The organism is Maribacter sp. IgM3_T14_3 (assembly GCF_049603095.1).
Classification (GTDB): Bacteria; Bacteroidota; Bacteroidia; order Flavobacteriales; family Flavobacteriaceae; genus Maribacter.
Window position 1 is genome coordinate 4,463,201 of sequence record NZ_CP187138.1, and the last position, 22,061, is coordinate 4,485,261.

Sequence of the window (22,061 nt, forward strand, 5' to 3'; positions counted from 1 at the left end):
CGAAATAGTCCGCATGAAGCAATTGCTTCATGCGGACTATTTCGCTTTTCGCTAATAGCTGAATCTTATTCCCTAAATATTATAGCCTAACTTTTAATCTTCTATTTCCTCAGTCGTATTCTTGTTCTTTTTCATTCTTAGATCAAAGAACTCGACCATTAATGAAAATGCAATTGAGAAGTACAGGTAGCCTTTAGGTATGGTGCCTACCTCATTGCCGAAGACTATTAAATGGCATAAATGTGCAGACTCCGCAATGAGCATAAAACCTATTAATATTAAAAACGACAGTCCTAATATTTGAATAGATGGGTGCCTGTTTACAAACTCTCCGACGGGGTTTGCAAAAACCATCATAATAACGACAGAGATAACCACTGCAACTATCATAAGAACAAGTGCGTCGTTTGGGTTAGGTGAAATGCCGTTAGTCATTCCTATGGCAGTTAAAATAGAATCAAACGAGAAAACTATATTTATAACTGTTATTTGAAGTATAGCATTAGTTAATGAGGTTGATCTGGCTTTCTTTACTTCTCGCTCGTCGTGACCTTTGTCTTCTACTTTTTCGTGAATTTCTTTTGTGCTTTTATATAACAAGAACAGACCGCCAAGAAATAGAATAACACCTTGCCCGCTTATACCGCCAGTAATCCAGTCGCTATCGAATACCCAAAAAGGTTTTTTCATAGATGTTAGCAGTGAAATACCAAAAAGTAATACAATACGCATGACCATGGCTAGGACCAAGCCTAAATTGGTCGCCTTTTTTCTTTGCGATGGTTCGAGTTTACCTGCAGCGATAGATATGAAAATAATATTATCAATACCTAAAACGATTTCTAAAAACGTTAAGGTTAATAGGGCAATCCAAGCATCTGGACTAGAGAAAATTTCAAACATGGTTGGTTTGTGGGTTAGTTGGTTAGTTAGTTAGTTAGTTAGTTAGTTAGTTAGTTAGTTAGTTAGTTAGTTAGTTAGTTAGTTAGTTAGTTAGTTAGTTTTATGGCAGTTCCGGTTTTAACTATCAATTGTTTATTCGGGTCTTTTACGGCGCTTTTATATTGAAAAGTATATGAAGAATCTGTTGTACTAATTATTTTGTATTGGATAGCGTTTTTACTGCGTATGTCTTGTAAAACAAATTCGCAGTCATTAAACCATCGAACGGTCGCGCTATCGATTTTATTTTCATAATAATCCACACTGTAATCTTCAGTTCTTATGAATTTGCCTTCTTTTAGAGTGTCACCAATCTCATAGGTGAACTTAAAAGATCCTGTTTTATATTTTTCGCAATCACGTTCAGGTTGGTAGCAAGAGCAAAGAATAACGCATAGAATAACGGTAAAAGATATTTTTTTCATCATGTTGCAAAATAATGAAAATAGGAGTGAAGTGGCATTAAAATGGTAAAGAATAATTCGAAGTATAGCGTTACTTAAAACTCTGTGTAGGTTTTAAATGTACCATCGGTATAGAACATAACTATTCGATCTAGTTTTTTTATAGTGTCCATATTTTTATCTTCTTTCTTAATAACTTTTACAGGGTGAAGGTTCGTGTTTTCTGTTCTAGGGAAGGTTCCTTTTTCGTATAAAAGCCATTGAAGATCTACTTCAGTAAATGCTTCGTCGATCTTCATAATAAACTCTAAACTCGGTTTATTTCTGCTACTTAATATATGTGAAATGCTAGATCTTTGCACAGCAATTAAATCTGCAAATGCTGCAGCTGATAATTCGTTGTGCGCTAAAATTTTTTTTAATCTTGAAATAAAAGATGTGGTATCTAACATGTTTACAAAGTTAATACATTCTTTAAATTTTTATTTATAATAGTGTTTAATATGGTTACTGTAATAGGCAATTTTCTAGATTATGTCTTTATATGAAATATATTAAAATACTGATAAACAATAAATTAAGATATATTTTAAAAAATAAGTTAAAATTGTAAATTTTTAAAAGCGAAATATTGTATTTGATAGGTTGTAAAGTTTACAATTGTAAACAAAGGCTGTAGTATTTTTACATTATATTAAAGTTTAGTGACAATGAAAGATTTGGATTATAATAAGATTAGAGTAGCTACAATTTCTGGGCGGTATATTACCTATGACCATGTCAACGAATTTTTGTCTTCGTTACCTGATATATTTGTGATTAAAATAGAAGGAGAATCTGTAAGAAAAGAATCGATAAAAAGCATCACATTTGGTGACGGACCAAAGAAGATTTTAATGTGGTCTCAAATGCATGGTAATGAATCTACGACCACTAAAGCTGTAGTTGATTTGCTAAGTTATTTTAATCAAGATAGTACTGATGTTTTAAAACTTGTTGAAGAATGTACTGTAAAGATTATCCCAATTTTGAATCCGGATGGGGCTCGAGATTATACAAGAGTAAATGCCAATAAAATTGATCTCAATAGAGATGCTCAAAATTTATCTCAACCAGAAAGTCGCATCTTAAAAAAAGTGTATGAAAATTTTCAGCCACACTTTTGTTTCAACTTACATGATCAGCGAACCATATTTAATGTAGGTGAAACGAATAAACCAGCAACTGTTTCATTTTTGGCACCTGCTTTTGATCAAGAACGCAATAACTCGCCATCTCGAAAAATGAGTATGAAGTTGATTGCCGCAATGAACAGTAAGCTTCAAAAAGAGATTCCTGGACAAATAGGAAGGTATGATGATGGGTTTAATGAGAATTGTGTTGGTGATGCCTTTCAAATGAAGAATACCCCAACCGTATTATTTGAAGCTGGTCATTATGAAAATGATTACGAGAGAGATATAACAAGAAAATTTATTTATAAGGCGATTTTAAAAGGCATTAAAACTATAGTTGATGATAGTTTAGATGAATTTACGATTGATCAGTACGTATCTATACCTGAAAATGGAAAACAATTTGTAGATATTGTAGTAGAAAATACCGATTATAAAAGTAATTATTTAACCAAAAGTAAAATTTCACCTATACAATTTAAAGAGGTCTTGATTTATGGTAAGGTGGAGTTTAAACCAGAACTACATATATTCGAAAAAGAACCTTCGGAGTTTTTCGGACATAAAACATTGAATTGCAATGATGCAAATGATATGTTATGGCTAAAAGAAAATGATTTACTGAAGCTGTTATCGTGATATTTTTTGTCTTATTTCTTTAAAAATGTAATATTGTTTACGTTTTCATTAAATAAAATCAAGTTTCAATGAATTTAATGCGATAATTTTTTATTTTTGGCAAAAATTTTACAACTATGGGCAAAGTCAAATTAGACGAAATAGACCACCAAATTCTGGATATGTTGATTGACAACACCAGAACTCCTTTTACTGATATTGCGAAAAAACTTCTTATCTCAGCTGGTACAGTACATGTAAGAGTTAAGAAAATGGAAGAAGCGGGAATCATTAAAGGTTCATCACTGACATTAGATTACGTAAAGCTTGGTTATGCTTTCATCGCTTATGTTGGTATTTTTCTTGAAAAAACACACCAAACTAAATTCGTGCTTGAGCGTTTAAATCAAATTCCGAACGTTACTATTGCACATATAACTACAGGTAAATTTAATATTTTCTGTAAAATAAGAGCAAAGGATACTACACATGCTAAAAATATTATCTTTAAAATAGATGATATTGATGGTATTAGTAGAACCGAAACGATGATTTCATTAGAAGAAAGTTTTAATGATAAGAAGCGTTTAATGCATACTATTTTTAATGAGTTATAAATAAGAGTTATTCAACTAACTTCAAAATTGCCCAGTTATCTAATTTAATTGGGCTTTTTTAATTTTCAATACTTAAATTTTTCAAATGAGAGTTAAAGACTTACAAAAAGACGAATTGCAATTTTTTTATGGTACTTATTTGAAAACTCTTGATGAGCAAGACGATGTGATGTCTGCGCTTTTAAAAGGTAGAAGAAGTTTTGAAGACTTGGTTCATGGTTTAACTGACGAACAATTTTTATATAGTTACGGTGATGGTAAATGGACAGTAGCTGAAGTTTTGGTTCACTTAGTTGATACTGAACGCGTATTTCAATATCGTGCCTTTAGAATTTCTAGAAATGACAAAACGCCATTGCCAGGTTTTGATCACAATCAATTTGTTCCAGAAAGTAATGCCAATAAGCGTACAAAAGACGATATATTAAAAGAATATCTTTCTGTACGTGAAGCATCTATTAGTTTGTTCGAAACTATGCAAAATGACCATTTAAAAAGAATTGGTACCGCTAGCGGTATTCCTTGGTCTGTCGCTGCATTAGGTTTGGTGATAAGTGGTCACCAAAAACATCATGAAAATATATTACAAGAACGCTATTTTAATTAATCTAGCTCGTCTTGATTTTCTGTTTCGAAGTTTAAGTAAAGTGCTTTCGTCATATCTTCAGATTGCATAACTTCTTCTGGTGTTTTAGATTCTAGTTCTTTTTCTATGTTCTCTTCAAAGTTAGCAATGAAGTTAGAAAGGCTTTTGCTTATTTTAACTAAATATAAAGTATCGTTGGTTCTAATTTCTACAGCTTCGACGTAATCGCCGTTAATATTTTTGAAACAAATGATGTCTTCATCACCATAACCATAAGGGTAGGTTTCTATTAAAAGTGCTGCTAATTGGTGATCTAATTTACGGTAATCAATAAGTCGTCTTGTCATAACTAATTTATTTATAGTAGGTTGTGTTTTAACTATAACTAAACTAGTAATTATACTCACATATCTCTTTATAGAGTTGTGAAAATACTATTTTGCGTATGTGAAGTTTTTAAACTTTGTAGTAAGCGAATGCTTCAGCAAATAATTCTATAGGAATTTCAATATCGAATACAGGTTCACCAATAGATTTCAATAGAACAAAATTTACTTTTCCGTGAGAATTTTTCTTGTCATATTTCATTAGCTTCAAAATATTCTCAAAATCATCGTCAGAAAATAGTACTTTCTCATATCTACTTAAAAAAGTAGTTTTAATATCTTCTAAATCCTCATTTGATAAACCAAGAAGTTTGTTAGATAGATAACCTTCTAGAACCATACCAATGGCAATTGCCTCTCCATGTAATAACATTTCTTTCGTTTCATTCTCAAGAAAATAAGATTCTATGGCATGACCAAGTGTGTGTCCGTAATTTAAAATCTTACGTATGTTTTGTTCTGTAGGGTCTTGAAGTACTACTTTGTTCTTTATTTGGATAGAAGTAAGTATATGACTTTTCATATCTTCTAAACTAGTGGCATTCTTCAGTGCTTTCCAGTAAGAGGTATCTTGAATAAGACCGTGTTTCAGCATTTCTGAAAAACCGCTTCTAATTTGTCGTTCTTCTAAGGTGTCTAGAAAATCGGGAACAACAAGTACCATAACTGGTTGATTGATAACCCCAATTTGATTTTTTAAAGCACCTAAATCAATACCTGTTTTACCACCAACCGAGGCATCTACCATAGATAATAGGGTAGTGGGTACATTTATAAAATCTATACCTCTTTTAAAGGTAGAGGCTATAAAGCCGCCCATGTCAGTTAATACACCGCCTCCTAAATTTATCAAAATACTTTTTCGGTCGGCACCTAATTCAGATAGGGCTTCCCAAACGCCAACACACGTTTCTATGTTTTTGTTGATTTCACCCGATTCGATCTCAATAATTTCAAACTGATAATCACCGTTAATTTCTGCCATAAAATTAGGCATGCATAACTCATGTGTATTCTCATCTACTAATATGAAAATTATAGAATACTTTTTTTTTGCGAGGTGTTTATTCAATGCCTGAAAAGCATTTTCGTTGAAATGTACTGCGTAAGAATCTGAAATTATAGAATCCATTAAAAATATAGCTTTGTATTGATGACTATTTAAACGCAAAATAAAGGTTATTTTAAGTCTTAGGATTATAAATTCTGTGATTATATTTGATCATTATAGAAATAATAGAAAATGGAACCAATTTTTGAAAATACCGCAACGGCATTTGCTTTAAAATCTGATTCAGAATTAGAAAGAGCTTATTTTCTTTTTAAGATGATTTCAAATGAACCTTTGGTAAAAATGGGTTCAGTCATTACCAATTTTGCATTTAAGGCTCATTTGCCTGTGGAAGGATTAATTAGAGCCACGGTCTTTGATCATTTTTGTGGTGGTATAAATGAACGCGATTGTTTGCCCGTGGTTGATCGTATGTGGGAAAAGGGAGTATGTTCTGTTTTAGATTATTCTGTGGAAGGTAAAGAAGAAGAGGATCCTTTTGATTCGGCAACAGAAATAATTCTAACAATTTTAGATTTCGTAAAAGAAAAGGAAGCTATACCATTTGCTGTTTTTAAGCCAACAGGTTTTGGAAGATTTGCATTGTACCAAAAAATTGGAGAAAAGAAGCAACTTACTAAAGATGAAGAAGCAGAATGGCAACGTGTTGTCAATAGATTCGATAAAGTTTGTAAAAAAGCACATGACCTTGAAGTTTCCTTGCTTATTGATGGTGAAGAAAGTTGGATGCAAGATGCAGCCGATAATCTAGCTGAAGACATGATGCGTAAATACAATAAGAAAAAAAGAATTGTGTTTAATACGCTGCAAACCTATAGATGGGATCGATTACCATACCTAAAATCATTACAAGAACGTGCGGCTAGAGACGGATTTTTAGTTGGTATGAAAGTGGTTCGTGGTGCTTATATGGAAAAGGAAAATGACCGCGCCAAAGAAAAAGGATATATTTCGCCAATTTGCAAAACTAAGGAGGAGACCGATGAAAATTTCAATGCTACCATTGAATATATGATAGATAATCTTGATACACTATCCATTTTTTCTGGAACACATAACGAAGACAGTTGTTACCGTTTAATGGAAATGATGGAGAAAAAAGGTATCGATAAAAATAATGAGCACGTTTGGTTCGGACAGTTATATGGTATGAGTGATCACATATCGTATAATTTAGCTGCCAATGGGTATAATGTTGCTAAATACTTGCCATTCGGGCCAGTACGTGATGTGATGCCTTATTTAATAAGAAGGGCTGATGAAAATACATCGGTAGCCGGACAAACAAGTAGAGAGCTTTCGTTATTAAAAGCAGAAAGAAAACGCAGAAAAATTTAGAATCTTATTGTAGCTCTACTTTTTCAATAGAAGCCTTTTCTCTGCAGTTTTTAACGGTAAATCTATAATCTCGTTCCTTGTACTCAGATTCGACAACATATGTTCTACAAGGAACAGATTTAGTATCACTTTTACTAAAATCAACATCGCCCTCGGTTAAGATATAACGAACACCAATAGAATCTAATTCAAATTCTTGAAGCTTTTGTTTTGCCTCATCACTATAATACATCGATTTAGATCTAATGTCTTTTAATGTTCTACAGTCAGGTAAGTAGCAAAAATATACTCCGGTTTCTTGAGATTTCTTTTTCATAAAAAAAGTAAGAAATACAATACCGATAGACAAGCCTACCAAGAAAAACCCTAACCTTTTAAGAAAATCTATATTCATAATTCTAAGTGATCAATAAGACCGCGAAATTATGCCTTTTAAAATGGATAGGAAAACGATTGGCTTGAGTATTCTAAAAAATCAGGAAATTAATATCACTGTATTGCAAATCGAACCATTCGCCAACAGATTTGTTGGTTAAAATACCGTGGTACATGTAAAGTCCGTTTCGTAAGCCTTTGTCAAATCGAAGTGAATTTTCCAATCCGCCGTCCTCACCAATTTTTAATAAATAGGGCGTAAAAATATTGCTAATACTTACAGATGCTGTTTTTGGATATCTTGACGGAATGTTAGGTACACCGTAATGAATAACACCATACTTTTCTTTAGTAGGTTTATTGTGAGTTGTTATTTCGCTGGTTTCAAAACAACCACCAGTATCAATACTTACGTCTATAATAACCGCGCCTTTCTTCATATGTTCAACCATCGTGCTAGATACGACAACGGGAGATCTATCTTTTCCTCTAGTAGCCCCAATAGCCACATCGCATCTTTTTAGGGCTTTTAAAAGATTTTTTGGTTGAATAGTAGACGTGTAGACCGTCTGCTTTAAATTGGTCTGTATATTTCTAAGTTTTGTAATTGAGTTGTCAAAAACTTTGACATTTGCACCGATGCCTATAGCAGATCGTGCTGCAAACTCACCAACGGTACCTGCGCCAATTATAACCACTTCTACAGGTGGTACACCGCTTATATTGCCAAACATTAAACCATTCCCGTTATTATTTGCTGCCATTAATTCTGCAGCAATTAAAACTGAAGAAATACCGGCAATTTCGCTTAATGAACGTACTGCTGGATATTTACCTTCTTCATCGCGAATATATTCAAAAGCAATGGCTGTAATTCTTTTTCTAGCCAATTCTTCAAAATACTCTTTGTACTGGGTTTTTATTTGAAGTGCTGAAATAACTGTAGTCTGCGGATTAATAAATTCTATTTCTGTTAGGGTAGGTGGCTCAACTTTTAGAATTAACGGACAAGCAAAAACTTTTTTTGTGTCTCGAGTTATTTCTCCACCGGCAGTAACATAATCAGCATCAGTATAATGGGCACCTTCACCTGCACCAGACTCTATTAATACACGATGTCCGTTAGCGGTAATTGCATTTACGGCATCGGGAGTAAGGCATATTCTCTTTTCTTGGTATTGGTTTTCTTTAGGTATACCAATGTGTAATTCTCCTTTTTGACGCAAAACCTCTAGGGTTTCCTCTTGTGGAATTAATTGGTACTTACTAAAAGGGGAAGTGGGTTGGCTCATAACTTAATTGCTCTTTATTCAAATCATTGACTTGAAACTCAAATGTACAATTTTTCGAGAAATGAATTTTTGAACAAAATTTTATTATGAAGAGACTTAGGTTTTAATATGTAGCCAATTTTGTAAACGGTCTTGAAAACTTTTGAAAACACTCTCTAAATTACCAGTAGATAGTTTAGAATTGATGTCTTCTGATATGGTTGGGATTTCATCTTTTAAAGGCTCGTTACTTTTTTTCTCATTATCAATATCATCGTTACTATCAAAGCCTTTTGCTTTTAACGCTTCAAGCTCTGCATCTATTGCTTCTAAATCGATGCCATGTACATGTTTGTCATATAATTTAATACGGATAAAATAGACGAATGGAATGGTTATCATACAAATAGGAATTAACCACCATATGTTATCTGTGTCTATTTGAAGGTCAGAGTCAAAGATTACTTCAAATAATTGAAAGGCGTACATAGCAATTGGAATAATTATAATGTGGTACCACCAATCTCTTGAAGTTAAAAACCAAAAAAGGAGTAAATAAAGTGGAACTATTTTTGTGGTGAGAAACCAAATATAGAAAGAAGCGTCTTCAAAACCATTTGGACCTATAGAAAACCATAGTATTGAAATACTACCATTATTATCGATAGGTAAGTATTCGTAGACTTTATATAAGAAAGGGGAAATTGCAATAAAAAAAACTACAAGAGATTCTAAAAATATCTTCTTTTTAGCTTTCTTTTTTTTATATTTTGTACTCATCATTCTTTGCGTTACTAATTGCTAACGCAAAAACTTAAAACTTAGTATAAAAAAAGAGCGACGTTAGTCGCTCTTAAAATTTTTAAAATTAAATCTTTTTATGGATTTTACTTTTATCTATACCAAGTTGTTGATTATCAATATCAATAATCGGCGCAGCCATTGCTAATAAAAATACGCCTAATGCGATTGAAGCTAATAATGTTTTTTTGTTTTTCATTTTCAAGGGGTTTTTGGTTATACTAAATATTTAGTTCTCCTACAAACTTAAGAAAAAATATACAACTAAAACACCATTTATCGTTAAAATTATGCCTTTTACCCGAAAAATTAAACATTTCATCGAATTACTGGTTTTTCATCGAAAAAATGCAATAAAAAAACGGTTTGAACGATTCATGATTTTTATTTGAAAAATTCAAAAAGTAACCTTGATAGCATTTTCCTTAATTACGAAAGCGTTAATTTTCTTGTTCGTTCATCAATAATTTCAATTTTAATATTCTGAACATCATTAGGTATAAGGTTTGGAATTTTTTCAGGCCATTCCATAAATATCCATCCTTTTGAAGCAAAGTAATCATCTAAACCCATATCCATGGCTTCTTCTTCATCATTCAACCGATAAAAATCAAAATGATACCCTAGTAACTCTCCAGATTCTAGTGCATATTCATTGACCAAACCAAACGTAGGGCTACTAACATTATCATTACTGCCTAAAGCTTTAATAAGTGCTTTTATCAATGTTGTTTTTCCTGCTCCCATAGGGGCATAAAATGCCAAGGTCTTGCTGCTTGATGATTTAATAATCTGCTCCGCAATATTATTTAATTCACTTTCAGTATAAATGAATTCCATATTATAATTCTATTTAGGTTCCAAAACTACAAAAGGTATGATCATTTCTTCTAATGAAACTCCGCCATGTTGGTAGGTATTTCTATAGTAGCTTACGTAGTGGTTATAATTATTTGGGTAGGCAAAGAAAAAGTCATTTTTCGCAAAAATATAAGAACTACTCATATTTATACTTGGTAGGTAAATAGATTTTGGATTTTTTGCAGCTAGTACTTCATTTTTTTCATACGTAAGACTTCTACCTGTTTTGTAACGTAGATTAGAACTTGTATCTCTATCGCCAACGACTTTTGATGGTGATTTTACGTTTATAGTGCCATGGTCAGTTGTAATAATCAATTTCATGCCCAAGGTCTGTGCCTGCTGAATAATCTCTAACATAGGTGAGTTCTTAAACCAACTCGTGGTTAAAGATCTATAAGATTTATCGTTAGAAGCTAATTCTTTTATTACCTCCATTTCTGTTTTAGAATGTGAAAGCATATCTACGAAATTGTAGACGATTACCGTTAAGTCGTTATCTTTTTGCGATTTAAAATTCTGACTTAAATGTTTACCTTGTTTAAGGCTACTTATTTTATGGTATTCCCATTTTAAATCTAAGCCTAGCCTTTTTAACTGTGCATCTAAGAACTTATCTTCAAACAAATTTTTACCACCTTCATCGGTATCATTTTTCCACCATTCTGGATATTTTTTCTCCATGTCAAGGGGAGTAAGACCAGAGAATATCGCATTACGTGCATATTGTGTAGCTGTTGGCAGTATGCTGTAGTATGAGTCTTCTTTTTTCTTTTTATAAAATGAGTTAACCGTTTCTTCAAAAGCATACCATTGATCGTAGCGTAAGTTATCTACTACTATCAATAAAGTTTTTGAATCTTTGATTTCGGGTGCAATCCATTCTTTAAATATGGTGTGAGACATTACTGGCGCATCTGAATCTGTAAACCAATCTTCATAATTACGTTCTACAAACTTTCCAAATTGTTGATTTGCTTCCGTTTTTTGAGATTCTAAAATTTCAAACATTCCGCTGTCCTCAATTTCCTCTAACTGCAATTCCCAATAAATTAGCTTTTTATATAAATATGCCCATTCTTGATACGAGTTGACCATTGAAAGATCCATTGCTATTTTTCTGAATTCTTGCTGGTAGTTGCTAGTAGTTTTTTCTGAAACTAATCTTGAGTGGTCTAAATTCTTTTTTAGGGAAAGCAGAATCTGATTCGGATTCACAGGTTTTATAAGATAATCGGCGATTTTAGAACCGATAGCCTCTTCCATAATAAATTCTTCTTCGCTCTTAGTAATCATTACAACAGGTAAGGAGCTGTCAATAACCTTAATTTCAGATAAGGTTTCTAAACCAGAAATACCAGGCATATTTTCGTCTAAAAAAACGATGTCTACCCTAGTTTTTGCTAATTCTTCTAAAGCCTCTTGCCCACTTAAGCTGGTAATTACCTCATAATTTTTTGATTCTAAAAAGATGATATGTGGCTTGAGTAGATCAATTTCATCATCTACCCATAATATTTTTATTTTGTTCATTGAATTATTATTTGACGATAATCAAATTCTATGCTAATGCTTTTGTATAACTTTGAAATGTTAATTTCAGAAAAGACTACGTTATCTTGAAGACATCAAACAAATTGAAAATCTTTAATGATCCAATTTACGGATTTATTAGAATTCCCAATACGCTCATTTTTGACCTCATTGCAGATCCCTACTTTCAAAGGCTTCGCAGAATATCTCAAATGGGGCTCTCGTATTTAGTGTATCCTGGGGCGCACCACACCAGATTCCATCATGCATTAGGTTGTATGTATTTAATGCAAAAGGCTATACAAGTACTTCGTTTTAAAGGGGTTGAGATAACTGCCGAAGAGCAAGACGGACTTCTTATTGCTATACTTTTACACGATATTGGTCACGGTCCTTTTTCGCACGCTATGGAGCATAGCATCGTAGAAGGTGTCAGTCATGAGTTTATTTCGCTGCAATTCATGCAAGATTTGAATAAGCGATTTAACGGAAGTTTAACGGAAGCTATTTCTATTTTTACTGGTAATCATTCAAAAAAGTTTTTAAATCAATTGGTTTCTAGTCAATTAGATATGGATAGGCTAGATTATTTAAAGCGGGATAGTTTTTATACAGGTGTCGCTGAAGGTAATACCAATGCTGAACGATTAATTACTATGTTGAATGTCGTTGATGGCAATTTGGTTGTTGAAGAAAAAGGGATTTATTCGGTAGAAAAGTTTTTAATGGCGCGCCGTTTTATGTATTGGCAGGTATATCTACACAAAACAGCAGTTGTTGCCGAGCGTTTACTTATTAATATTTTAAAGAGAGCTAGATTTTTAATTGAAAAAGGCGAGACCTTAAACTGTAGTAGTGCCTTGCAGTTTTTTTTAACTCATCATATCGATATCAACAATTTTAATACAGACACTTTGGCGAAGTTTGCCAAATTAGATGATGTTGATATACTCTCTGCCTTAAAAGAATGGCAATTTTCAGATGACTTTGTGTTAGCATCTCTTTGCGAGATGATTATCAATAGAAAATTGTTACATATTAAGGTTAAAAAAGACCCTATAACTGACAGTAAATTTTTATTGCAATTAAATAAAGTAAAAATACAGTATAATCTTACAGATGAAGATGCGTCATATTTTGTGTTCAAAGGCGAACTTATGAATAAGGCGTATGACAGGCAGTATCAGACAATAAACATTTTAAGAAAAAACGGAAAGATCACCGATGTTGCCAAATTATCTGATCACTTAAATTTAAACGCGCTTTCTAAAACGGTGACCAAATATTATATCTGTTATCCAAAAGAAGGTGTTTAACAATTTTTCTTACTTTTACGCTCATGAAATTTACAGCAGGTCAGATTGCAGGTATCTTAGATGGAGAAGTGCATGGAAATCCAGAAATAGCCGTACATAAACTTGCGAAAATCGAGGAAGGCGAAGAAGGCTCCCTTACTTTTTTAGCTAATCCGAAATATACTTCATTCATTTATAAGACAAAGGCATCGGTAACGATAGTCAATAAAAGTTTTGTTCCAGAACAACATCTACATACCACTTTGATAAAGGTAGAAGATGCATACAAGTCTTTTTCTAAATTATTAGAATATTATAACCAGGTAAAGAATAATAAAGTAGGTATTGAAGAACCGATTTTTAAATCGGAAACTGCAACCTATGGTGCCGATGTCTATATTGGGGCATTCGCTTATTTAGGAAATAATGTGACCATGGGCGATAACGTAAAAGTGTACCCTAACGTCTATATAGGTGATAATGTAAAAATTGGCAATAACGTAACGCTATTTGCTGGCGCCAAGGTGTATTCAGAAACTATCATTGGTAATAACTGTGTAGTAAATAGTGGAGTGGTGATTGGTGCTGACGGATTTGGTTTTGCGCCAAATGAAGATGGAGAGTTTGTTAAAGTACCACAGACCGGTAATGTTATTTTAGAAGACAATGTTGATGTAGGCGCTGGTACTACTATAGATCGAGCTACTTTAGGTTCTACCATATTAAGAAAAGGTGTCAAGCTAGACAACCAGATACAGATTGCACATAACGTTGAAATAGGTGAGCATACGGTTATTGCTGCCCAAACGGGTATTGCCGGATCGACCAAAATTGGCAAGCATTGTATGATTGGTGGACAAGTAGGTATCGTTGGCCATATAGTAATTGGCGACAATGTAAAAATACAGGCACAATCGGGTATTGGTAGAAATGTGAAAGATAATGAAGTACTGCAAGGTTCACCCGCATTAAATTATGGTGATTACAACAAATCATATGTTCATTTTAAGAATTTACCAAGAATAATAAGTAGAATCGACACCTTAGAAAAGAAAGATTGACGATGAGCACAATAAACAACAAACAAAGAACAATTAGTAAAGAGGTAAGCCTAACGGGAGTTGGTTTACATACAGGCAGTAATGTTACTATTAAATTTTTACCTGCAGATGAAAACCACGGTTATGCATTCAAAAGGGTAGATTTAGAAGGAGAACCAATTATTCCTGCTGATGCTAATCTTGTTATAAATACACAAAGAGGCACCAATTTAGAGAAAAATGGTGTGAAAATTCAGACTTCAGAGCACGTTTTGGCGGCTTTGGTGGGTCTTGAAATAGATAATGTTCTTATAGAGCTGAACGCTGCAGAACCACCAATTATGGACGGTTCTTCTAAATTCTTTGTTGAAGTTTTAGAGAATGCCGGTATTGTAGAGCAAGATGCAGTGCGTGAAGAGTACATTGTTAAAGATGTTATCTCTTTTAAAGATGAGACTACTGGTAGTGAAATAACCATAATTCCATCAGATGAATATCAAGTGATGACAATGGTAGATTTTGGAACCAAAGTTTTAGGTACTCAAAACGCTACGTTAGATAAGATTTCTGATTTTAAATCTGAAATTTCAAATGCCCGTACATTTAGTTTCCTTCATGAGTTAGAAATGCTTTTGGAGAACGGGTTGATAAAAGGCGGCGATTTAAACAATGCTATCGTTTATGTGGATAAGGAAATTTCTCAAGCCACAATGACAAAATTAGAGAAAGCCTTCGATAAGAAGAAACTTTCTGTAAAAGCGAATGGTATATTAGATAACCTGACATTACATCAACCGAACGAAGCGGCAAGACACAAATTATTAGATGTTATTGGTGATTTGGCTTTAATTGGTACCCGTATTAGAGGTAAGGTAATAGCCAACAAACCTGGTCATTTTGTAAACAACCAGTTTGCCAAGAAGCTTTCGCAAATTATTAAATTAGAGAAACGTAATAAGGTCCCTAAGTACGATTTAAGCTTGCCTCCGTTAATGGATATCCATAAGATTATGGATATGCTGCCTCACAGACCTCCTTTTTTATTAATAGATCGTATCATAGAGCTATCAGAAGATCACGTTGTGGGTATGAAGAACGTAACGATGAACGAACCTTTCTTTGTTGGTCATTTTCCAGGAGCTCCGGTAATGCCAGGGGTACTTCAAGTAGAAGCTATGGCACAAACAGGCGGTATTTTAGTTTTAAGTACTGTGCCTGACCCAGAGAATTATTTGACCTTATTTATGAAAATAGATAAAGTAAAATTCAAAAGACAAGTATTGCCAGGCGATACACTAATATTTCACTGTAGTTTAATTACACCAATTAGAAGAGGTATTTGCCATATGCAGGCATATGCATACGCAAATGATAAATTGGTAAGTGAAGCAGAATTAATGGCTCAAATAGTTAAAAGAACATAGAATGAATCAACCTTTAGCCTATATACATCCAGGAGCTAAAATTGCTAAAAATGTAGTAGTTGAACCTTTTACAACTATTCATAATAATGTTATCATTGGCGATGGTACTTGGATCGGGTCTAATGTGACCATAATGGAAGGTGCTCGCATTGGTAAAAATTGTAATATTTTTCCCGGTGCCGTAATATCTGCTTCTCCTCAAGATTTAAAATACGATGGGGAAGAAACTACTGTTGTCATCGGCGATAATACTACTATTAGAGAATGTGCTACTATACATAAAGGTACCTCTGACCGTATGAAAACCGTTATTGGCAAAAATTGCCTTATTATGGCATATTGTCACATTGCACATGATTGTTTGGTAGGTGACAATTGTATTTTTTCAAACAATTCTACTTTAGCTGGTCATGTTACTATTGGCGATAATGTAATTCTTGCAGGGTTGGTAGCCGTGCATCAATTTGTATCTGTTGGTCAACATGCTTTTGTTACCGGTGGTTCTTTGGTTAGAAAAGATGTACCGCCTTATGTAAAAGCTGCAAGAGAGCCTTTATCTTATGTAGGTATTAATTCTGTCGGATTAAGAAGAAGAGGATTTGTATCTGATAAAATTAGAGAAATTCAGAATATCTACAGAATCCTATATCAAAAGAACTATAATAATACGCAAGCAGTTCAAATTATTGAAGCGGAAATGGAAGCAACACCAGAACGTGACGAGATTTTGCAATTTATTCGTGATTCGCAACGCGGAATTATGAAAGGGTATTTCAGTAATAACTAAATTTGAAGTATTAAATAATTAGATTTTAATATTGATTATTTAGAAAAAAGAAACAATCAGCAACTAGTAAGGAATAACGAATAACGAAAATAAAATAATGGCTTCTACATCAGATATACGAAAAGGACTATGCATAAGATATAATAACGATATCTATAAGATTATTGAATTTTTACATGTAAAACCGGGTAAAGGTCCTGCTTTTGTACGTACTAAATTAAGAAGTGTTACAAATGGTAAAGTGTTGGATAACACGTTTTCAGCTGGTCATAAAATTGAAGATGTACGTGTAGAAACACGTTCTTATCAATACTTATATCCAGAAGGTGAAACCTATCACTTTATGAATACTGATGATTATAACCAAATAACGCTTCAAGAGAGTTCTTTAGATGCTCCTGGCTTATTAAAAGAGGGTGAGATTGTTACCATTTTATTCAATACCGAAGATAGCATGCCATTATCTGTAGATATGCCTGCAAGTGTAGTTTTAGAGATAACCTATACTGAACCTGGTGTTAAAGGTAATACTGCTACGAATGCAACTAAGCCTGCAACAGTAGAAACAGGGGCAGAGGTAAATGTACCATTGTTTATTAACGAAGGTGATAAAATAAAAGTTGATACTGCCACTGGTTCATATATGGAGCGCGTTAAAGATTAGTAATCAATTTTATAAATAATTAGAATCATATCATTAATTGAAATTTCCAACTACTTTTTCATTAAAACAGATCGCTGATATATTATCGTGCGAATATGTTGGTCAAGATGATTATCCTGTTCTGGGCATGAACGAAATTCATGTTGTTGTAAACGGGGATATTGTTTTTGTTGATCATCCTAAATATTATGATAAGGCCTTGCAGTCAAAGGCTAGTGTTATCTTAATAAATAAAAATGTAGAATGCCCAGAAGGTAAGGCATTGTTGATTTCAGCTGATCCGTTTAGAGATTTTAATAAATTAACAACATTCTTTCAACCTTTTGTGCCAAGTAGTCAAACAATATCTGCTACTGCTAAAATTGGTAAAGACACTATTATTCAACCCAATACTTTTGTAGGTAATAATGTAGAAATAGGGGAAAACTGCCTAATTCATTCCAATGTATCCATTTACGACAATTGTGTTATTGGTAATAATGTCACCATACACGCAGGTAGTGTTTTGGGGGCAGATGCCTTTTATTATAAAAAGCGCCCTGAAGGATTTGATAAACTAAAATCTGGCGGAAGAGTCGTTTTAAAAGATAATGTTGATATCGGTGCACTTTGTACTATTGATAGAGGAGTTACCGGTGACACTACCATAGGTTTTGGCACCAAATTAGATAACCAAGTTCATGTGGGTCATGATACCGTAATTGGTGAGAAGTGTTTAATTGCTTCGCAAACCGGTATTGCTGGTTGTGTTATTATAGAAGATGAAGTTACCCTTTGGGGACAAGTAGGAACCAATAGCGGAATTACCATTGGTGCAAAAGCTGTAATTATGGGCCAAACTGGAGTTACAAAATCAGTGAAAGGTGGTAAGAGTTATTTCGGTACTCCTATCGAAGAATCACGTGAAAAACTGAAACAATTAGCATATATCAAGAAGATTCCAGAAATAATTAAAAAAATGGATAAGAAATAAGGGTGTAAATGCTATAAAAGTCATTAACAACTTATATTTTTGTTCTATCATAAAATAAAAACTACAGTAGTATGAGCGTATTAGTAAATAAGGATTCCAAAATAATCGTACAAGGTTTCACTGGTAGTGAAGGTACTTTCCATGCCGGACAGATGATTGAGTACGGTACTAATATCGTAGGTGGTGTTACTCCCGGTAAAGGAGGACAAGAGCATTTAGGAAAACCTGTTTTCAACACGGTTGCTGAAGCCGTAGCCAAAGTAGGTGCAGATACTACCATTATATTTGTTCCACCAGCTTTTGCTGCAGATGCTATTATGGAAGCTGCAGAAGCAGGTATTAAAGTTATAATTACAATTACAGAAGGTATTCCTGTTGCCGATATGGTAACGGTTGCCAACTATATTAAAAATAGAGATTGTCGTTTAATCGGTCCTAACTGTCCTGGTGTTATTACTCCGGGTGAGGCTAAAGTTGGTATTATGCCAGGTTTTGTTTTCAAGAAAGGTAATGTTGGTATCGTATCTAAATCAGGTACATTAACTTATGAGGCTGCTGATCAAGTAGTTCGTCAAGGTTTAGGTATTACAACTGCAATCGGTATTGGTGGTGATCCAATTATTGGAACTACTACAAAAGAAGCTGTTGAATTATTGATTAACGATCCAGAAACTAAATGTGTGGTTATGATCGGTGAAATTGGTGGTCAATTAGAAGCAGATGCTGCTCAGTGGTATAAAGCTAGTGGAAGTAAAAAACCAGTTGTTGGTTTTATCGCTGGTGAAACTGCCCCTGCAGGTAGAACAATGGGTCATGCTGGTGCTATTGTTGGTGGTAGTGATGATACTGCACAAGCTAAAAAACGAATCATGAGAGAATGTGGAATTCACGTTGTTGATTCTCCTGCTGAAATCGGCTTGAAAGTAAAAGAAGTAATGGGTTAAAAACTCATATTTTTCATATAAAATCCCGTTTATAGCGGGATTTTTTTTAGCCTATAAATTAAACAAAAGGTATATTTGGTAAACTTCGGTTTTAAATAACGGACTTATGAAATTATTACAAGATAAAAACGTCATCATTACAGGAGCAAGTAGAGGAATTGGTATGGGTATTGCCAAAGTTTTTGCCGATCACGGTGCAAATGTGGCATTTACTTATAGCTCTAGTGAAGCTCCGGCTTTAGAATTAGAGAAAGAATTAAAGGCTAAAGGCGTTAATGCAAAAGCTTATAAAAGTAATGCGGCTAGTTTTCAAGAAGCTGAAGAATTAGTAACGAAGGTTTTAGAAGATTTTGGTGGTAGAATTGATGTATTGATCAATAATGCTGGTATCACGAAAGATAACCTGTTAATGCGCATGTCAGAAGCTGATTTTGATACGGTTATAGATATTAATTTGAAGTCTGTTTTTAATATGACGAAAGCAGTACAAAGAACCTTATTGAAACAACGTAGTGGCTCTATCATTAACATGAGTAGTGTTGTTGGAGTAAAAGGTAACGCTGGTCAAACTAACTATGCGGCCTCTAAAGCAGGTATGATCGGATTTACTAAATCTGTTGCACTTGAATTAGGTTCTAGAAACATTAGATGTAATGCTATCGCACCTGGTTTCATTGAAACTGAAATGACTGATAAATTAGACGAAAAAACCGTTCAAGGTTGGAGAGACGGTATTCCTCTAAAACGTGGAGGTTCTACTGAAGATATAGCAAATGCTTGTCTTTTCTTTGCATCAGATTTGTCTGGTTACGTTACTGGTCAAGTATTGAATGTTGATGGTGGTATGTTAACCTAAGTCAAAAAAAAATCGGGAGGAACGCTATTTTTTAATTCCTTTTTAAGAACAACTTTAGTTTATACATGGAAAGCATAACGGTACTGTATATTATTCTTGCTGCAATTGTAGCATTGGGTATCGTTGTTTTTCAATACATATATAAGCAGAAGGCTAAAAGCAAAATTCATTGGCTTTTAGCCTTTTTGCGTTTTATAGGTATTTTTGGGTTGTTGCTTTTACTATTCAATCCCCAATTCTCTCAAAAATCATACACTTTAGAGAAGCCTAATCTGGTGGTATTGGCAGATAATTCTACATCTATTGAAGAAAGTGCAGCGCAACTGAATGAAATACTATCTGAAATTAAATCGTCAGAAGATATTGCAGATAGATTTAGAGTTGCCGAGTATAGTTTTGGGGCTGACCTACATATTTTTGACAGCCTTTCTTTTCAAGAAAAAAATACAAATATCTATAAATCGCTATCGGCATTGAAAGATGTATATGCCCGCGAACAGACGGTTACAATTTTATTATCTGATGGAAATCAGACTATTGGGCAAGATTATAGCTATTTTAAATCTGATCAAAATAATAGTATCTACACGGTAGTTTTGGGAGACACTACTAAGTACAAAGACATTTCGGTCGGTTCAATTCAAACTAACAAATACGCTTTTTTAAAAAATAAATTTCCATTAGAAACCTATGTTTCATATCAAGGTAATAGTGCTATATCGGCAACTGTTTCTATAAAAATGAATTCAAAAGTTGTTCATAAAGAGAATGTAAAATTAACTTCTCAGAATAATTATAAACCAATTTCTGTTGAGGTAGAAGCGAATACAGTGGGAATAAAAAATTTGGTCGTTGAAGTTGCTCAGTTGCCGGAAGAACGAAATATTAAAAACAATCGCAGAAGTACAAGTATCGAGGTAATCGATGAAAAAACTAATATCGCTATAATTTCAGACATATTGCACCCAGACTTAGGGGCGCTTAAAAAGGCTATTGAGAGTAATGAGCAGCGCGAAGTTTCAATTTTAAAATCTAATGTCTCAAATAGTATTTTAGAGGAAATTGACTTATTTATATTTTATCAGCCTACAGCTAGATTTCAAAGCTCTTTTGAATATGCCAAAAGTAAAAATGCAAACACCTTTATCATCACCGGCACACAAACAGATTATTCATTTTTAAACAAAGCCGATGTTCCTTTTGAAATAGAGAATGGTTATCCGCAGCAAGAAGTGTTTGGTTTATTGAATAATGCTTTTACCAAGTACGATATTTCTAAATTTGATTTAACAGATTTTCCGCCATTAGTTAGTGATGCTGGTCCTTTTCTAATAGCTACGCCTTTTGAAACCTTATTAGGGACTCAAATAAAAGGTTTGAATATTCAGCAACCTTTGTTATCGGTAATGGAGAAGAATGCTCAGAAAAGTGCGCTGTTAATGGGAGAGAATCTTTGGAAATGGAGAATGCAGACCTATAGGAATACAAACGAATTTGTCAATTTCGATGAGTTTATTGGTAATCTCATTCGTTATTTAACTAGTTCAAAAAACAAGTCGAGATTGAATGTTGACTATGAAAAGGTGTACGAGGGTAGTAGTAATACCGTTGTAACGGCGACGTATTTCGATGAAGCATTTATATTTGATCCAAACGCAAAGGTGAAAATTAAAGTAACCAATACGGCTACGCAAAAGAATCAAACAAATCCATTGGTTTTAAAGAATGGGTATTTTGAAGCAGACCTCTCAAATTTAGTTGCTGGGGAATATGAATTTATTGTTTCTGTAGAAAATGAGTCAAAAACTGAGACTGGAAAATTTGTAATTTCTGAGTTTGATATGGAGAATCAGTTTGTTTCAAGCGATAATGAAAAGTTAGAAAAGTTAGCTGTTAACTCGGGCGGGAAATTTTTTTACCCTTCTCAAATAGAAGAACTACTAGCAGATTTGAAAGAAAATGATGCTTACGTGCCTACCGAGAAAAGCACTGAAAATATCGTATCTTTGATTGATTTCAGAATGCTTTTGGCAATTATAGTTTTTGCCTTTGCAGCAGAATGGTTTATCAGAAAATATAACGGATTAATTTAAATAGAC

General features: G+C 33.6%; 24 protein-coding genes. 13 read left to right on the forward strand and 11 right to left on the reverse strand.

Annotated features, from left to right (window positions below):
• Window positions 1-93 precede the first annotated feature (93 nt).
• The 3 genes from ACPF9A_RS19645 to ACPF9A_RS19655 all read right to left on the reverse strand — a co-directional run bounded on the left by ACPF9A_RS19645 (window position 94) and on the right by ACPF9A_RS19655 (window position 1,798).
• Window positions 94-903, reverse strand: a complete 810-nt coding sequence (locus ACPF9A_RS19645; RefSeq protein WP_423999673.1) for a TerC family protein — start codon at window positions 901-903, stop codon at window positions 94-96.
• Window positions 904-989: 86 nt separating this feature from the next.
• The gene (locus ACPF9A_RS19650) at window positions 990-1,370 is read right to left on the reverse strand and encodes a hypothetical protein (RefSeq protein ID WP_423999675.1); all 381 of its coding nucleotides are present in this window, start codon (window positions 1,368-1,370) and stop codon (window positions 990-992) included.
• A 71-nt stretch (window positions 1,371-1,441) separates the two neighbouring features.
• Window positions 1,442-1,798, reverse strand: coding sequence for a helix-turn-helix transcriptional regulator (locus tag ACPF9A_RS19655; protein WP_423999677.1), 357 nt, complete (start codon window positions 1,796-1,798; stop codon window positions 1,442-1,444).
• Window positions 1,799-2,056: 258 nt separating this feature from the next.
• On the opposite strand from ACPF9A_RS19655, the gene ACPF9A_RS19660 reads away from it, so the two are divergent.
• From ACPF9A_RS19660 to ACPF9A_RS19670, 3 genes are all read left to right on the forward strand, one after another.
• Window positions 2,057-3,160 carry a M14 family metallopeptidase gene (locus ACPF9A_RS19660; RefSeq protein WP_423999679.1) on the forward strand — a complete coding sequence of 368 codons (1,104 nt, stop codon included), beginning with the start codon at window positions 2,057-2,059 and terminating at the stop codon, window positions 3,158-3,160.
• Window positions 3,161-3,276: 116 nt separating this feature from the next.
• Window positions 3,277-3,756, forward strand: a complete 480-nt coding sequence (locus tag ACPF9A_RS19665; RefSeq protein WP_027066901.1) for an Lrp/AsnC family transcriptional regulator — start codon at window positions 3,277-3,279, stop codon at window positions 3,754-3,756.
• Window positions 3,757-3,841: 85 nt separating this feature from the next.
• The gene (locus ACPF9A_RS19670; RefSeq protein ID WP_423999682.1) at window positions 3,842-4,363 is read left to right on the forward strand and encodes a DinB family protein; all 522 of its coding nucleotides are present in this window, start codon (window positions 3,842-3,844) and stop codon (window positions 4,361-4,363) included.
• On the opposite strand, the gene ACPF9A_RS19675 is transcribed toward ACPF9A_RS19670, so the two are convergent.
• A complete protein-coding gene (locus ACPF9A_RS19675) occupies window positions 4,360-4,689 on the reverse strand; it encodes a hypothetical protein (protein WP_423999684.1) in 330 nt (109 codons plus the stop codon). The two genes, ACPF9A_RS19670 and ACPF9A_RS19675, sit on opposite strands and share 4 nt — an antisense overlap.
• Before the next feature lie 109 nt (window positions 4,690-4,798).
• The gene (gene aroB, locus ACPF9A_RS19680) at window positions 4,799-5,860 is read right to left on the reverse strand and encodes a 3-dehydroquinate synthase (protein WP_423999686.1); all 1,062 of its coding nucleotides are present in this window, start codon (window positions 5,858-5,860) and stop codon (window positions 4,799-4,801) included.
• A 111-nt stretch (window positions 5,861-5,971) separates the two neighbouring features.
• Between aroB and ACPF9A_RS19685 the strand changes: the two genes are divergently transcribed.
• Window positions 5,972-7,138 carry a proline dehydrogenase family protein gene (locus ACPF9A_RS19685; RefSeq protein WP_423999688.1) on the forward strand — a complete coding sequence of 389 codons (1,167 nt, stop codon included), beginning with the start codon at window positions 5,972-5,974 and terminating at the stop codon, window positions 7,136-7,138.
• A gap of 4 nt (window positions 7,139-7,142) precedes the next feature.
• Here ACPF9A_RS19685 and ACPF9A_RS19690 read toward each other — a convergent pair whose 3' ends face one another.
• The 6 genes from ACPF9A_RS19690 to ACPF9A_RS19715 all read right to left on the reverse strand — a co-directional run bounded on the left by ACPF9A_RS19690 (window position 7,143) and on the right by ACPF9A_RS19715 (window position 11,979).
• A complete protein-coding gene (locus tag ACPF9A_RS19690; protein WP_423999690.1) occupies window positions 7,143-7,532 on the reverse strand; it encodes a DUF4258 domain-containing protein in 390 nt (129 codons plus the stop codon).
• A gap of 73 nt (window positions 7,533-7,605) precedes the next feature.
• Window positions 7,606-8,805: an alanine dehydrogenase gene (locus ACPF9A_RS19695; RefSeq protein WP_423999692.1), complete on the reverse strand. Its 1,200-nt coding sequence runs from the start codon at window positions 8,803-8,805 to the stop codon at window positions 7,606-7,608.
• A gap of 96 nt (window positions 8,806-8,901) precedes the next feature.
• Window positions 8,902-9,567 carry a hypothetical protein gene (locus ACPF9A_RS19700; RefSeq protein ID WP_423999694.1) on the reverse strand — a complete coding sequence of 222 codons (666 nt, stop codon included), beginning with the start codon at window positions 9,565-9,567 and terminating at the stop codon, window positions 8,902-8,904.
• Window positions 9,568-9,652: 85 nt separating this feature from the next.
• On the reverse strand, window positions 9,653-9,784 hold the full coding sequence (locus tag ACPF9A_RS19705) for a hypothetical protein (protein WP_423999696.1): 132 nt from the start codon (window positions 9,782-9,784) through the stop codon (window positions 9,653-9,655).
• A gap of 230 nt (window positions 9,785-10,014) precedes the next feature.
• Window positions 10,015-10,425: a tRNA (adenosine(37)-N6)-threonylcarbamoyltransferase complex ATPase subunit type 1 TsaE gene (tsaE, locus tag ACPF9A_RS19710; RefSeq protein ID WP_423999698.1), complete on the reverse strand. Its 411-nt coding sequence runs from the start codon at window positions 10,423-10,425 to the stop codon at window positions 10,015-10,017.
• A 9-nt stretch (window positions 10,426-10,434) separates the two neighbouring features.
• Complete coding sequence (locus ACPF9A_RS19715; protein ID WP_423999700.1) at window positions 10,435-11,979, reverse strand: PglZ domain-containing protein; 1,545 nt, start codon at window positions 11,977-11,979, stop codon at window positions 10,435-10,437.
• 86 nt (window positions 11,980-12,065) lie between these two features.
• Here ACPF9A_RS19715 and ACPF9A_RS19720 point away from each other — a divergent pair, with 86 nt between their 5' ends.
• From ACPF9A_RS19720 to ACPF9A_RS19760, 9 genes are all read left to right on the forward strand, one after another.
• Window positions 12,066-13,295, forward strand: coding sequence for an HD domain-containing protein (locus tag ACPF9A_RS19720; protein WP_423999702.1), 1,230 nt, complete (start codon window positions 12,066-12,068; stop codon window positions 13,293-13,295).
• Window positions 13,296-13,318: 23 nt separating this feature from the next.
• Entirely contained in the window at window positions 13,319-14,335 is a 1,017-nt protein-coding gene (gene lpxD, locus ACPF9A_RS19725; protein ID WP_423999704.1) for a UDP-3-O-(3-hydroxymyristoyl)glucosamine N-acyltransferase, read from the forward strand.
• A gap of 2 nt (window positions 14,336-14,337) precedes the next feature.
• Window positions 14,338-15,738 (forward strand): bifunctional UDP-3-O-[3-hydroxymyristoyl] N-acetylglucosamine deacetylase/3-hydroxyacyl-ACP dehydratase, encoded by a 1,401-nt coding sequence (locus tag ACPF9A_RS19730; RefSeq protein ID WP_423999706.1) that lies wholly within the window; start codon window positions 14,338-14,340, stop codon window positions 15,736-15,738.
• Window position 15,739: 1 nt separating this feature from the next.
• Window positions 15,740-16,525, forward strand: coding sequence for an acyl-ACP--UDP-N-acetylglucosamine O-acyltransferase (lpxA, locus tag ACPF9A_RS19735; RefSeq protein WP_423999708.1), 786 nt, complete (start codon window positions 15,740-15,742; stop codon window positions 16,523-16,525).
• Window positions 16,526-16,622: 97 nt separating this feature from the next.
• Window positions 16,623-17,189, forward strand: coding sequence for an elongation factor P (gene efp / locus ACPF9A_RS19740; protein WP_423999710.1), 567 nt, complete (start codon window positions 16,623-16,625; stop codon window positions 17,187-17,189).
• A gap of 37 nt (window positions 17,190-17,226) precedes the next feature.
• Entirely contained in the window at window positions 17,227-18,162 is a 936-nt protein-coding gene (locus ACPF9A_RS19745) for a UDP-3-O-(3-hydroxymyristoyl)glucosamine N-acyltransferase (protein ID WP_423999712.1), read from the forward strand.
• A 71-nt stretch (window positions 18,163-18,233) separates the two neighbouring features.
• On the forward strand, window positions 18,234-19,106 hold the full coding sequence (sucD, locus tag ACPF9A_RS19750; RefSeq protein ID WP_423999714.1) for a succinate--CoA ligase subunit alpha: 873 nt from the start codon (window positions 18,234-18,236) through the stop codon (window positions 19,104-19,106).
• A 106-nt stretch (window positions 19,107-19,212) separates the two neighbouring features.
• Window positions 19,213-19,962 carry a 3-oxoacyl-[acyl-carrier-protein] reductase gene (gene fabG, locus ACPF9A_RS19755; RefSeq protein WP_423999716.1) on the forward strand — a complete coding sequence of 250 codons (750 nt, stop codon included), beginning with the start codon at window positions 19,213-19,215 and terminating at the stop codon, window positions 19,960-19,962.
• Between the two features lie 65 nt (window positions 19,963-20,027).
• Window positions 20,028-22,055, forward strand: a complete 2,028-nt coding sequence (locus ACPF9A_RS19760; protein WP_423999718.1) for a VWA domain-containing protein — start codon at window positions 20,028-20,030, stop codon at window positions 22,053-22,055.
• Window positions 22,056-22,061 lie beyond the last annotated feature (6 nt).